Origin of the sequence: Kitasatospora sp. NBC_00039 (assembly GCF_045160625.1) — a bacterium.
In the GTDB taxonomy this organism is placed as follows: domain Bacteria; phylum Actinomycetota; class Actinomycetes; order Streptomycetales; family Streptomycetaceae; genus Kitasatospora.
This window is the reverse complement of record NZ_CP108289.1, coordinates 1,218,206-1,230,697: the sequence shown is the minus strand read 5'-3', so window position 1 is coordinate 1,230,697 and position 12,492 is coordinate 1,218,206. Positions and strand designations below refer to the sequence as shown.

The following is a 12,492-nucleotide window of genomic DNA, read 5'->3' as shown; positions in this document are numbered from 1 at the left end:
GGCTCACCCGCCGAAATCGATGATGTCGCGAACCCCGACGGCGCGCCGCGCGGCCGGGGGCTCCTCCACCCGGGCGTCGTCGGCGATCCGGCCGTCGAAGAGGCTGACGACGCGGTCGGCGGTGCTCGCCGCCCTGGCGTCGTGGGTGACCAGCACGATGGTGGTGCCCTGTTCGTGGTAGCGGCTGAGCAGGGCGAGGACATCGCGGGTGCTGCGGCTGTCGAGGTTCCCGGTGGGCTCGTCGGCGAGGAGCAGTTGCGGCCGGTTGACCAGCGCGCGGGCCAGGGCGACCCGCTGGCGCTCACCGCCGGAGAGCTCACCGGGCCCGGCGGCGGCCTTGTGGGCGAGGCCGAGGTCTTCGAGGAGTTCCTGGCGGCGTTCGCGGGCGGTGCGGCCGGACATGCCCGCGAGCACCGCGGTCAGTTCGATGTTGTCGGCGACGGAGAAGTCGGGGAGCAGGTTGCCGCTCTGGAAGACGATGCCGTAGTGCCGTCGGCGCTGGCGGGCCCAGGCGGACTCGCGCAGGCGGTCCACCCGGCGCCCGTCGAGCCACAGCTCGCCCTCGTCGGGCCGCAGCAGGCCGGCGAGGAGGTGCAGCAGGGTGGACTTGCCGGCGCCCGAAGGGCCGGTGACGGCGACGAACTCGCCCCGGTCGATCCGCAGGCTGACGCCGCGGACCGCCGGTATCAGGGTCGAGCCGCTCAGGTGCGAGCGCACCACGCCGTCGGCGGCCAGCAGCGGTGGTATCGGCTCCGAGCCGGTCACGTGAGCTCCTCCTGGCAACGCTCCAGCCAGTCGAGGTCGGCCTGCAGGTGCAGGACCGCACCCTCGATCAGCAGCAGCGAGGTCCGGTTGCCGCGCTCGGTGGCGGCCAGCTTGTTGAGTCCGCGCATCGTGTTGATGCAGTGCCGGCGCTGGTTGTTGATCAGCGTCAGCTGGTCGGCGAGGTCGGTGCCTTCGGCCAGGATGAGCTTCATGAAGAACTCGTCCCTGACCCGGGGCCCCTCGGTGGGCGCCTCGAACCAGCCGGCGAGTTCCTCGGTGCCCTTCTCCGTGATCTCGTAGACCTTCTTGTCCGGCCTGCCCTCCTGCGTCACCTCGGTGCCGCGGATCAGTCCGGACTTCTCCAGTCGGCTCAGGGTCACATAGATCTGGCCGATGTTCGGCTGAGGGTACGCCGCGCCGAAGGTCTGCTCAAGCCCCTGCTTGAGCTCGTACCCGTAGGCGGGCTGCCGGGCCAGCAGCGCCAGCAGCTGATGGCGCACCGGGCGTCACCTCTTCCTTCTCGTCCCTGTTCGCTGGTTACACCTCGGTCACACAGTACGGGCAGACGGGTCCCCACCAGCAGGGAGGCCGTATAAAGGGACGTACGTCGGCGCCCACCCGTGCCGGCGGATCGAAGGAGCTCCATGGACAACCGGCCGCCCACCGGGCCCGACACGGGCCGTCGGCGCGTGGTGCGCGCGCTGGTGGGCGGGGCGGCGGTGCTCGCGGCCGGGGGCGCGTCCGCCTGGTACGGCCTGGCCGGCGGTGCGCAGGCGGCGGGCGACCCGGAGGGCGTCGGGCCGGTCACGCTGGCCACCGGCCGGGACACCACCCGCTACCTGCGCGGGCTGCTGGCCGACTGGAACGCCGAGCACCCGGACCAGCCCGCCGAGCTGGTCGAGCTGCCCGAGGCGGCGGACGAGGTGCACGCCCAGCTCGCCGGCGAGCTGTCGGCCGGCGGAAGCCGCTTCGACGTGCTCAACCTCGACGTGGTGTGGACGGCCGAGTTCGCGGCCAAGCGTTGGACCGTGCCGCTGGACGAGTCGGACTTCGCACTGGACCGCTTCCTGCCGCCGGTCGTGCGGACCGGATGCTACGACGGGCGGCTGTACGCGGTGCCGTTCGTCGCCAACGCCGCCCTGCTGTACTACCGGAGCGACGTGCTGGCCGCCGCCGGTGAGCAGCCGCCCGCCACCTGGGCGGAACTGGCGCGGCAGGCACGGACGCTGGCCCCCGCGCACGGGCTGTCCGGGTATGCGGGCCAGCTGAGCCCCTACGAGGGCCTCGCCGTCAACGCGCTGGAGGCCATCCGCTCGGCCGGAGGGGACCTGCTGGCCGGCGACGGAACCGTGGTGGTCGACAGCCCGCAGGCCCTGGCCGGACTGGAGTTCCTGGCCGGGGGCGTGCGCGACGGCTGGATCCCGCCCGAGGTGCTCGGCTACCAGGAGGAGGAGTCCCGCGCGGCCTTCGGCCGGGGAGGCCTGCTCTTCCTGCGGAACTGGCCGTACGTCTACCACGCGGTCGGCGCCGCCGGGTCCCCCGTGGAGGGGCGGTTCGGTGTGGTGCCGCTGCCCGGCCCGAACGGGCCCGGCAGCGGTGTGCTGGGCGGCTCGGGCCTGGCGGTGAGCCGGTTCTCCCGGCGCCAGCGCACCGCCCGGGCACTGATCGGCTACCTGACGAGCCGCCGGGCGCAGCGCCGCGTGCTGACCGACGGCGGGCTGCCGCCGGTCTGGGCCGACCTCTACGCGGAACCGGACCTGACGGCCCGGTTCCCGTACCTGCCCGTGCTGCGTACGGCGATCCTGGCAGCCGGGGCGCGCCCCGGTGTGCCGCAGTACCAGCAGCTGAGCCTCGCGTTCAGCGAGACGGCGTTCGAGGTCGTGTCGGGCCGTCGGACCGCCGAGGCGGCGCTGCCCCGGCTGGCCTCGGACCTGCGCGCCATCGTCGGCTGAGCCGACGCCGGCGACGACCCGGGGGCGCTCAGCCCCTGCTTCGCGGGGCCCCTACCCGCGAGTACCTAACACGTATCTATGACTGATTAGGCATGTCGTCTCGTAACTCCTGGGAAACTCCATCAAGCAAGGGCTTAACAGCGCTGGCATCTGCCTGCTATACCTAACGCGAATGCATAACCGTTGGAGTAGCGAGATGCCCAACCCCACCCTCCCCGACGGCGACGCGGTCACCCTGCCGCGCGCTCGTTCGCACGCCCCCACCACCCCCGCCGCCCCCGCCTGGTGGCGCGACGCCGTGATCTACCAGATCTACGTGCGCAGCTTCCGTGACACCGACGGCGACGGCGTCGGCGACCTCGCCGGCGTTCGGGAACGGCTGCACCACGTGCGGCGGCTGGGCGCCGACGGCGTCTGGCTCAACCCGTTCTACGTCTCACCCCAGCACGACCACGGCTACGACATCGCCGACCACTGCGCCGTAGACCCGGTCTACGGAGACCTCGCCGAGTTCGACCGCCTGGTGACGGACTGCCGACTGCTCGGCCTCAAGCTGGTCCTGGACGTCGTCCCCAACCACTGCTCAAGTGATCACCCGTGGTTCCAGAAGGCGCTGGCCAACGGCGCCGGCAGCCCCGAGCGGGCGCGGTTCCACTTCGCCGACGGGCGCGGCGAGGCCGGGGAGCTGCCGCCCAACAACTGGCGGGCCATGTTCGGCGGCCCGGCGTGGACCAGGGCCACCGAGGCCGACGGCCGGCCCGGCCAGTGGTACCTCCACCTGTTCACTCCGGAGCAGCCCGACTTCAACTGGCGCAACCCCGACGTCGCCGCCCACTTCGAGGAGGTGCTGCGGTTCTGGCTCGACCGCGGTGTCGACGGCTTCCGGATCGACGTGGCGGCAGGGCTGTACAAGCATCCCGAGCTACCGGACTCGCCCGACCCGGACGTGGACGAGCGCACCCGCGACTCGGTCAACCCGCTGGCCTGGAACCAGCCGGAGGTGCACGAGGTCTGGCGCCGGTGGCGCGCGATCTGCGAGGAGTACACCGTCCGCGACGGCCGGCAGCGGCTACTGGTCGGCGAGGCGTCCGTGCCCACGCCGGCCGACCAGGCGCTGTACGTGCGCCCCGACGAACTGCACCAGGCATTCTTCTTCCACCTGCTGCACGCGCCGTGGGACCTCGCGCACGTCCACCGGGTCATCGACGACGCCGTGCGGGACATCACCGCCACCGGATCGACGGTCACCTGGGTGCTCAACAACCACGACCAGGTCCGCACGGTGAGCCGGTTCGCGGGGGAGGATCCGGCCTCCGGCCCCGCCCGGGCCAAGGCCGCCGCCCTGCTGATGCTGGCCCTGCCCGGAGCCGCCTACATCTACCAGGGCGAGGAATTCGGACTGCCCGAAGTCCTCGACCTGCCAGATGAGTTGATCACCGACCCGATCTTTCGCCGCACCGGCAGCCGGACCGGGATCCGCGACGGCTGCCGGATACCGCTGCCCTGGTCGGGCGCCGAGGCCCCGTTCGGCTTCAGCCCGCCGGGCAGCCCGGCCGCGCCGTGGCTGCCGCAGCCGGCCTCGTTCGCCGCCCACACGGCCGAGCGGCAGCGGGCCGATGCCGGATCCGTGTTCCACCTGTACCGCACCGCCCTCCAACTGCGCCGTGAACTCCCGCAGCTCGGCGAGGGCACGCTGCGGTGGCTGGAGACCCCGCCCGGCGTCCTCGCGTTCGTCCGCGGCGAGGGCCTGGTGTGTGCCGTCAACTTCGGCGACACCCCCGCGCCGGCCCCGGTCGTCGGTCCGGCCCTGCTGGCCAGCGGTCCGTGCGATGACGACTTCCTGCCGCCCGCCACCGCCGCCTGGTGGGTCAATCCCACTGCTGTCAGCGGTATCTGACCCTTCATCACATAGCGAAGCCCCCACCCGCCTCACGGAAGAAGACTCGACGATGAGACTCCGTAGCGCTCTTCCCACCCTGGCCGCCTCCGTCGTGCTGGCCGCCACCGCAACCGCCTGCGGCAGCGGGGGAGGCGGCACCACCGCCGACTCCGCCACCCAGGAACTCAAGGGACAGACCCTGACCGTCGCCGCCGTGTGGAGCGGTACCGAGCAGGAGAACTTCAAGAAGGTGCTGGACGCCTTCACCGCGAAGACCGGTGCCACCGTCAGCTACACCTCCACCGGTGACAACCTCTCCACCGTGGTCGGTAGCAAGATCGAGGGTGGCGACCCGATGGACGTGGTCATGGTCGCGCAGCCCGGCGTGATCAGGCAGTTCGCCGAGAAGGGCTGGCTGGCGCCGCTCTCGCCCGCCGTCACCGACGCCGCGAAGAAGGACTACGCCGGTATCTGGTCCAGCCTCGGCACCGTCAACGGCACCCAGTACGGCCTCTACTTCAAGGCCGCCGACAAGTCGACCGTCTGGTACAGCCCCACCGCCTTCCAGAACGCCGGCGTCCAGCCCCCGGCCACCTTCGACGACCTGCTGAAGGCCGGCCGGACGCTCTCCGACTCCGGCACCCCGGCCTTCTCGGTCGGCGGCCAAGCCGGCTGGACCCTCACCGACTGGTTCGAGAACGTCTACCTCTCCCAGGCCGGACCCGAGCTCTACGACAAGCTCACCCGGCACGAGATCCCGTGGACCGACCCGTCGGTCCTCACGGCCCTGACCATCCTCGGCAAGGTCTTCGGCGACAAGCAACTCGTCGCCGGCGGCGGGCAAGGCGCCCTGCAGACCGACTTCCCGACCTCCGTCCAGGAGGTCTTCGGAACACAACCCAAGGCCGCCATGACCCACGAGGGCGACTTCGTCGGCGGCGTCATCGCCTCCGAGCTGAAGAAGCAGGTCGGCACCGACGCCAAGGTGTTTCCGTTCCCCGCCGTGGACGGCGGCAAGGCCCCGGTGATGGGCGCGGGCGACGCGGCAGTCGTCCTCAAGGGCGCCAAGCACCCCGAGGCCGCGCAGAAGTTCGTCGAGTTCCTGGCCGGCCCCGAGGCTGCGACCGTCTGGGCCAAGGCCGGCGGCTTCATCTCGCCCAACAAGGCCGTCGACCCCTCGGTCTACCCCGACGACACCACCCGGCAGTTCGCCAAGTCGGTGATCGACGCCGGCGACACCTTCCGCTTCGACATGTCGGACCAGGCCCCCGCCGCGTTCGGTGGCACCGCGGGCCAGGGCGAGTGGAAGGACCTCCAGGACTTCCTCGCCAACCCCTCCGACGTCCAGGGCGCCGCGGCCAGGCTCGAAGCCGACGCGGCCAAGGCCTACAAGGGCTGATCCACCATGTCTCTGCGCTCACCCCGCAGGGGCCGGGCATCCGGTGGCGCCCTCCGGCGCCACCGGGGCCTCGCCCTGCTCTTCGTCCTGCCCGCCCTGCTGCTGCTCGGCGCCCTCGTCGTCTACCCCATCGGCTACTCGGTGGCCCGCAGCCTCTTCGACGCCTCCGGCCACCGCTTCGTCGGTCTCGACAACTACGGCACCGCCTTCACCGACCACGCCACCCTCACCGCCGTGCGCAACAACGCGATCTGGGTCGCCGTCGCCCCGGCACTGGTGACCGCCGTCGGCCTGGTGTTCGCGGTGCTCACCGAGAAGGTCCGCTGGGCCACCGCGTTCAAGCTGCTCGTCTTCATGCCGATGGCGATCTCCTTCCTCGCCGCCGGGATCATCTTCCGCACGGTGTACGACGCGGACCCGCACCGCGGCGTGCTCAACGCCGCCGCGGTCGCCGTCCACGACACCTTCAACGACCAGCCGACCTACCCGGGCGCCCACCCGCGCCCCGGCGGCGGCCTCGACCAAGCCCAGGGCGGCGGCGACGTCACGGCGCCCACCAGCACGCGCGTCGTGCTGCTGCCGCTGGTCGGCGTGCAGCCCGGCGCGCTCCCGGCCACCGCCCGGACGGCCCAGGAGCCGGCCGCCGGCGACGGGGTCAGCGGCACGGTGTTCCTGGACTTCGTCCCGGGCGGTGGCGGCCACCCCGGCCGGCTGGACGCCGGGAAGAAGGGCCTGCCCGGCGTCACCGTCCAACTCCGGGACGGCGGAAGGACGGTCGACACCACCACCACCGCCGACGACGGCACCTTCCGGTTCGGCGCGGCCCCGTCCGCCACCACGTCGGTGGTGATGCCGGCCGCGAACTTCGCCGCCCCCTACCGCGGCGTCGACTGGCTCGGCCCGGCGTTCATCACCCCGGCCATCATCGGCGCCTACATCTGGATCTGGGCCGGCTTCGCCATGGTCATCATCGCCGGGGGCCTCGCCAACCTGCCCCGCGAGACCATCGAGGCGGCCAGGATCGACGGTGCCGGCGAATGGCAGATCTTCCGCCGCATCACCGTGCCCCAACTCGCCCCGGTCCTCGGCGTCGTGTTCATCACCATGGTCATCAACGTGATGAAGATCTTCGACCTCGTGTACATCATCGCGCCCGGACCGGTGCAGCAGGACGCGAGCGTGCTCGCGCTCCGGCTCTACCTGGTCTCCTTCGGCGGCGGCAACGACCAGGGCCTCGGCAGCGCACTCAGCGTCCTGCTGCTGCTGCTCGTCGTCCCGGTGATGCTCCTCAACGTCCGACGCTTCCGAGGGAGCCGCGCATGACCACCACCCAGGCGGCCCCGTCCGCCACTACCACCATGCCCGCACCGGTGCCCGCCGGCCGGTCCGCACTGCCGCTCACGACCCGGCTCGCCGCCCTCACCCGGAGCGGCCTCGTCCAGGCCGTGCTGATCGTGGCCGCCGTCGCCTGGCTGGTGCCCACCGTCGGCCTGCTGGTCTCCTCGCTGCGCCCCAAGCAGGTCGCCGCCACCGGAGGCTGGTGGACGGCACTGACCGAGCCCGCCCAGCTCACCCTGCAGAACTACACCGCGCTGCTCGGCGGCGGCGACGTCCCCAAGGCGTTGTGGAACACCGTACTCATCAGCGTCCCGGCGACCCTGCTGACCGTCGCCCTCGCCGCGGGCGCCGGCTACGCCTTCGCCTGGATGCGCTTCCCCGGCCGGGACGCCGTCTTCCTCGGTGTGGTCGGGCTGCTGGTCGTCCCCGTCCAGGTCGGGCTCATCCCGGTCGCCAAACTCGAGGGCGCCGTCGGGCTGTTCGGCACCATCCCCGGCGTCGTGCTGTTCCACGTCGGCTACGGGCTGCCGTTCGCCGTGTTCCTGATGCGCAACCACTTCCTGGAGATCCCCGCCGAACTCCTGGAGGCGGCGCGGATGGACGGCTGCGGGGAGTGGCGGATCTTCCGCACCCTCGCCCTGCCGCTCGCCGCACCGGCCGTCGCCTCGCTGTGCATCTTCCAGTTCCTCTGGGTCTGGAACGACATGCTGGTCGCGCTGATCTTCGCCGGCAACGACTCGCAGCCGCTGACCGTCTACCTGCAGTCCCAGATGCGGCAGTTCGGCAGCAACATGGACATCCTCGCACCCGGCGCGTTCCTGTCCCTCCTGGTCCCCGTGGGGGTGTTCCTCTGCTTCCAGCGGTTCTTCATCCAGGGAGCGATGGCCGGATCCGTGAAGTGACACCAGCGGGGGCGATGACGAGAGATGACCGCCCTGGCCGGGCGCGCTCACCAGCGGCCCGGCACTCTCGAAACGCACTCCCTAGTCGGCCGGGGTGAGGCGGCTTCCGGTGGCCAGTTGGTGGAGTAGTCCGATGGTCTCGTCTTCGTGTGATGCGAAGACTCCGTGGTCGCTGTGCCAGGTGATCGCACGGGTTGCGCGTGTGGCGAACCGGTGTTGCAGGTCTGGGTGCATGACGCGGTCCTCGGTGCAGATCACGTAGGTGCTGGGCCGCTGGTGCCAGGCGGCGCTGGTCGTCGGCTGATGGCCGGGGGCCATCCTCTGGGGGACGAGCTCGGTGGTGTGGCGGGCACGTTCTTCTTCGCCGAGTTGGGCATGGAACAGTCTTCCCGCTGCCTTCGGGTCGATCGTCGTGGTTCCGGCAGGGTCACCGATCATGCTGGCCCCCAGGTCGGTGGCCGGTGCACTGGCGAGAAGGCCGAGGGCGGTCTCGCCGCGGTCGGGCACACAGGTACGCACGCCCAAGGCGTCGTCCGCCTGGTACGGCGGCCTGATCGCTTCCCACCGTGCTTGGCAGAAGCGGTAGTTGGTAGCTGCATCTGAGATGACACAGAGTCAGTCCGATGAATCGGGTGCCCGAAGTCGCATTCGATGGCGTCATGGCACTGCGCTGCGCCTGGCAGAGGCCATCTCGTCACCGGATGCATCAGCCGGCCGGCAGGCTCTCCCGCGTCGAACCCGGCGAGCCGAAGCATGGGAAGATCGCTTCCCGACACCATCCGCGTCAACGCGGTCGGCGAAGCCGTCCGAATCGTCATCGAGGAGTAGCTGTGACCGAGCAGCACGGCCCGCAGCAGCGCATCGCCGACGCCATCCGACCAGCGATGCTCAACGGCCTGCAGGACGCCGAACTGATCGGCGCGCCGGGTACCGAGCGCATCAACGAATGGGTCGACTGGATTGCGGCGGTCGTCGCCGGCGAGGTGGTACAGCCGATCGCTGCCGAACGCGACGCCTTCGCGGACCGGGTGGACACCCTCACGCACGTCGCCAGGCGCAACAAGGAGGGATGCAAGGACGCGGCCCGAGACGTGCAGCTACTCGAGGCCCGTGTCGCCGAGCTGGAAGCGGAGGTGACGCAGTTGCGTGTACCCGGTGTCGTGCTCGCCGGTTTGGGGGTGGAAGCCGACGCGGCATCGGTGGCCGGCACGCCGCCGCAATCTCTCCGGGACCGGCTCCGCGCCAAGTACCCCGCCACCGCAGAGGCTCTGGACCGCCGGGATGCCGAGGCCGGTCCGAGTCGGAGTGCCGAGGACTGACGGTCCGTCGGGTGCATCGGCGTCAGTCGTAGGGCGCCGAGCGCACCAGGAGGGAGGCGCCGCGGCGCCTCGCATGCTCGTGGGTGATCCGGACGATCTCGTGCCAGAAGGGCGCCGCGGTGAGGTACGTGCCGAGCGCGGCCATGATCCCCAGGGCCACGTCCACGCTGATCCGGCCCTCCTCGGTGTTTGTTCCGGCACGCCCGTGTCCCGCGAGCAACATGTCTCGCAGGACTAGGCAGTGTCCTGCCGATCACGAGTGGAGCCAGATGACGAGTGCGGCTGCGGTGACGGTACCCAGGTAGACGTAGCCGCGCTTGTCGTACCTGGTCGCGACCGCGCGGAAGGTCTTGAGCTTGTTGATCGCCCGTTCGACGGTGTTGCGCTTCTTGTAGCGGTCCTTGTCGAACCCGGGCGGTCGGCCCCCGGCGCTGCCGCGCCGGGCTCGGCCGGCCTCTTGGTCGCGCTTCTCCGGAATGACGTGTCGGATCCCGCGCCTGCGCAGGTAGCGGCGAGTTCGGCGGTTGCTGTAGCCCTTGTCCGCGCTGACGCTGTCCGGGGTGGTGCGCGGCCTGCCACAGCCCAACCTCGGCACGCGGATCTTCTCCATGACCGGCTCGAACTGGGTGCAGTCGGCGCACTGTCCGGGCGTGATGACGAGCGACAGCACCCTGCAGTGGCCGTCCGCGCTCAGGTCGATCTTGGTGGTGAAGCCGCCGCGCGAGCGGCCGAGCGCTTCACCTCCCGCACCACCTCCGCCAGCCGGCCGATCAGTTCCGCCCGGACTCGAGCGGCTTTGACCATCTGCGCGGAGCCCCCTTTGAGGACGGGCGGCGGAGCGTGGCGGGCGCCGGCGGCGTGGTGATGCGCGCGCACGGACGTCGAGTCGACCGAGACGTCCCAGTCGATCTCGCCGGCCGCGTCCGCCTCCGCCTGGATCCGGCGAAGGAGCATCTCCCACGTTCCATCCGCCGACCAGCGGCGATGCCGCTCGTGCACTGTCTTCCAGGGACCGTACCGCTCCGGCAGATCACGCCATTGCACGCCCGTACGTATTCGATACAGCACCCCGTTCACGACCTGGCGATGATCCCGCCACCTGCCACAACGCCCGTTGCTCACCGGCAGGAGCGGCTCCAGACGCTCCCACTGGGCATCCGTCAGATCCGTTCGACTCCCCATAGTCGACCGCCCGCCTCGCCCACGCCTTCCCGCACGCCGATGTCGTCGGCGTGGACGCCGACCCCCTCCTCCTCGGCCTCGCCGAGGAGGCCGTCACCGGCACCACGGCCCGCCTCCTCGCCCGTGACCCGAACATCCGGCGGCCGGCCGGGACGGGGCCGTGGCGCTGCGAGAGGAGGACCCGGCCGCCGGGGGCGAGCAGCCGGGCGACGAGACGGTCGCGCTCGCCCGGGCCCGCGGGCTGGACCATCAACGACTCAACTGATCGGCAGGACACTGCCTAGTGCAGCGCCGCGTTGATCCTTCGGGGGTTCATGCGGCTTGGAGTGGGCTGCCGTCGTAGGTCCAGCGGTAGGGCTTGGCGTCGTGTTCGTCGTAGGCCAAGACGAAGGTGGCGCTCGGCGATGCCGGCGATGGGAACCTCGCGCCGCTGGGGATCTCAGGGTGTAGCCAGCACCACCCTAAAGACGGAAGCCCGCATGATCGAGCGTCAGGGCGGGGCCGGGCAGGATCGTGCCCGTGAACACTACCTCGAACCGCAAGCGCCGTATCAGCGCTGTCGCAATCCTGGGTCTCGCCGCATCAGTGGCCGCGACCGGCACCGGACTCGCCGCCACGACCCCGCCGTCCACCGTGCACGCGACCGCCGCCACAGCTGCCGCCGCGCCCCCGCGGTCCTTCCAGGGCACGCTCCCCGCGCCGACCGGCCCCTACGCCGCCGGCGAGGACGTCATCCACCTCACCGACGCGAGCCGTCTTGACCCGTGGGTGCCGTCATCCGGCCCCCGCCAACTAGCCGTCACGATGGTCTACCCGGCCGTCCCCGGGACCGGGACTCCGGCCCCTTATATGACCCTCGCCGAGGCAGCCGGAATCGTCCAGCGGCAGAATTTGCCGGCGAACTCCGGCGTCACCCCACAGACCCTTTCCAGCGTCACCACTCACGCCTTCGACGGCGCGCGGCCGCAGCGCGGCAAGTATCCGCTGGTGGTCCTCTCACCCGCGTACGAGGACCCGCGCATCACGCTCACCTCGCTCGCGACCGACCTGGCCAGTCACGGCTACGTCGTCGCGCTCGTCGGCGACACCTACGAGGACAGCGGCGAGACGCTGGCGAACGGCCAGACGCCGCCGTGCGCGATCTGCGGTGACCCGGCGCGGATCGACTCCATCCCCGCCAGCCGCGCGCTGGACGTGTCCTTCTTGATCGACCAGTTGACGCATGGCAATACCGCGTGGCGCCTGGCACACCTCATCGACAAGCACGAGATCGGCATGGCCGGACACTCCATCGGCGGAGCGGCGGCCTCCGCCACGATGGTCGCCGACCCGCGAGTACGGGCCGGCGTGAACATGGACGGCGCCTTCAAGCCGGCCCCGATGCCCGGCCAGATCAACCGGCCGTTCCTCATGCTGGGTACGGCCGACAACCCCGACGACACCACGTGGGGGCAGGCCTGGGCCGCCCTCGGCGGCTACAAGAAGTGGCTGACGGTCGCCGGCGCCGACCACTTCAGCTTCTCCGACCTGGACCTGCTTCACGAGCAGGCCGGGTTCCCAACGCCGCCCCTCTCCCCGGAACGCGGGGTGGAGATCACGCGTGAGTACGTGACAGCGTTCTTCGACCAGACGCTGAAGCGGATCCACCGTCCGCTGCTGGACGGCCCCTCGCCGAACAATCCGGAAGTACTCTTCCAGTACTACTGAACTTGATTGGGTGATGTCGGAGCCGTTCGCCTGACGGCGGTCGGGCCGT

Annotated in this window: 12 protein-coding genes; 7 read left to right on the top strand and 5 right to left on the bottom strand. The window is 71.0% G+C overall.

Going from position 1 to position 12,492, the window contains the following annotated elements; all coding sequences use genetic code 11:
• Positions 1-3: 3 nt before the first annotated feature.
• Both OG286_RS05890 and OG286_RS05885 read right to left on the bottom strand, forming a co-directional pair.
• A complete protein-coding gene (locus tag OG286_RS05890; protein WP_396323046.1) occupies positions 4-765 on the bottom strand; it encodes an ABC transporter ATP-binding protein in 762 nt (253 codons plus the stop codon).
• Positions 762-1,265, bottom strand: coding sequence for a PadR family transcriptional regulator (locus OG286_RS05885; protein WP_360217492.1), 504 nt, complete (start codon positions 1,263-1,265; stop codon positions 762-764). The genes OG286_RS05890 and OG286_RS05885 overlap by 4 nt, the downstream gene beginning before the upstream one ends.
• A 144-nt stretch (positions 1,266-1,409) precedes the next feature.
• On the opposite strand from OG286_RS05885, the gene OG286_RS05880 reads away from it, so the two are divergent.
• The 5 genes from OG286_RS05880 (at position 1,410) to OG286_RS05860 (ending at position 8,235) form a co-directional block, all read left to right on the top strand.
• Positions 1,410-2,717: an ABC transporter substrate-binding protein gene (locus tag OG286_RS05880; RefSeq protein ID WP_405362827.1), complete on the top strand. Its 1,308-nt coding sequence runs from the start codon at positions 1,410-1,412 to the stop codon at positions 2,715-2,717.
• A gap of 196 nt (positions 2,718-2,913) precedes the next feature.
• Entirely contained in the window at positions 2,914-4,614 is a 1,701-nt protein-coding gene (locus OG286_RS05875; RefSeq protein ID WP_396323044.1) for a glycoside hydrolase family 13 protein, read from the top strand.
• A gap of 52 nt (positions 4,615-4,666) precedes the next feature.
• On the top strand, positions 4,667-5,995 hold the full coding sequence (locus OG286_RS05870) for an ABC transporter substrate-binding protein (RefSeq protein ID WP_405364820.1): 1,329 nt from the start codon (positions 4,667-4,669) through the stop codon (positions 5,993-5,995).
• 6 nt (positions 5,996-6,001) lie between these two features.
• The gene (locus OG286_RS05865) at positions 6,002-7,318 is read left to right on the top strand and encodes a carbohydrate ABC transporter permease (protein WP_405362830.1); all 1,317 of its coding nucleotides are present in this window, start codon (positions 6,002-6,004) and stop codon (positions 7,316-7,318) included.
• The gene (locus tag OG286_RS05860; RefSeq protein WP_405362832.1) at positions 7,315-8,235 is read left to right on the top strand and encodes a carbohydrate ABC transporter permease; all 921 of its coding nucleotides are present in this window, start codon (positions 7,315-7,317) and stop codon (positions 8,233-8,235) included. The genes OG286_RS05865 and OG286_RS05860 overlap by 4 nt, the downstream gene beginning before the upstream one ends.
• A gap of 81 nt (positions 8,236-8,316) precedes the next feature.
• Here OG286_RS05860 and OG286_RS05855 read toward each other — a convergent pair whose 3' ends face one another.
• Complete coding sequence (locus tag OG286_RS05855; RefSeq protein ID WP_405364818.1) at positions 8,317-8,742, bottom strand: alpha/beta fold hydrolase; 426 nt, start codon at positions 8,740-8,742, stop codon at positions 8,317-8,319.
• 323 nt (positions 8,743-9,065) lie between these two features.
• Between OG286_RS05855 and OG286_RS05850 the strand changes: the two genes are divergently transcribed.
• A complete protein-coding gene (locus tag OG286_RS05850; RefSeq protein ID WP_396323039.1) occupies positions 9,066-9,554 on the top strand; it encodes a hypothetical protein in 489 nt (162 codons plus the stop codon).
• A gap of 22 nt (positions 9,555-9,576) precedes the next feature.
• On the opposite strand, the gene OG286_RS05845 is transcribed toward OG286_RS05850, so the two are convergent.
• Together OG286_RS05845 and OG286_RS05840 are read right to left on the bottom strand one after the other, a co-directional pair.
• The gene (locus OG286_RS05845; RefSeq protein WP_405362834.1) at positions 9,577-9,720 is read right to left on the bottom strand and encodes a hypothetical protein; all 144 of its coding nucleotides are present in this window, start codon (positions 9,718-9,720) and stop codon (positions 9,577-9,579) included.
• An 87-nt stretch (positions 9,721-9,807) separates the two neighbouring features.
• Positions 9,808-10,736, bottom strand: a protein-coding gene (locus OG286_RS05840) for an IS5 family transposase (RefSeq protein ID WP_405364816.1) whose coding sequence is annotated in 2 segments (ribosomal slippage) — positions 9,808-10,304 and positions 10,304-10,736 — 930 coding nt in all. Because the reading frame shifts where the segments join, the coding sequence is not laid out codon by codon here.
• A 519-nt stretch (positions 10,737-11,255) separates the two neighbouring features.
• Between OG286_RS05840 and OG286_RS05835 the strand changes: the two genes are divergently transcribed.
• Positions 11,256-12,443 carry an alpha/beta hydrolase family protein gene (locus OG286_RS05835; protein ID WP_396323036.1) on the top strand — a complete coding sequence of 396 codons (1,188 nt, stop codon included), beginning with the start codon at positions 11,256-11,258 and terminating at the stop codon, positions 12,441-12,443.
• The last annotated feature ends 49 nt before the right edge of the window (positions 12,444-12,492 follow it).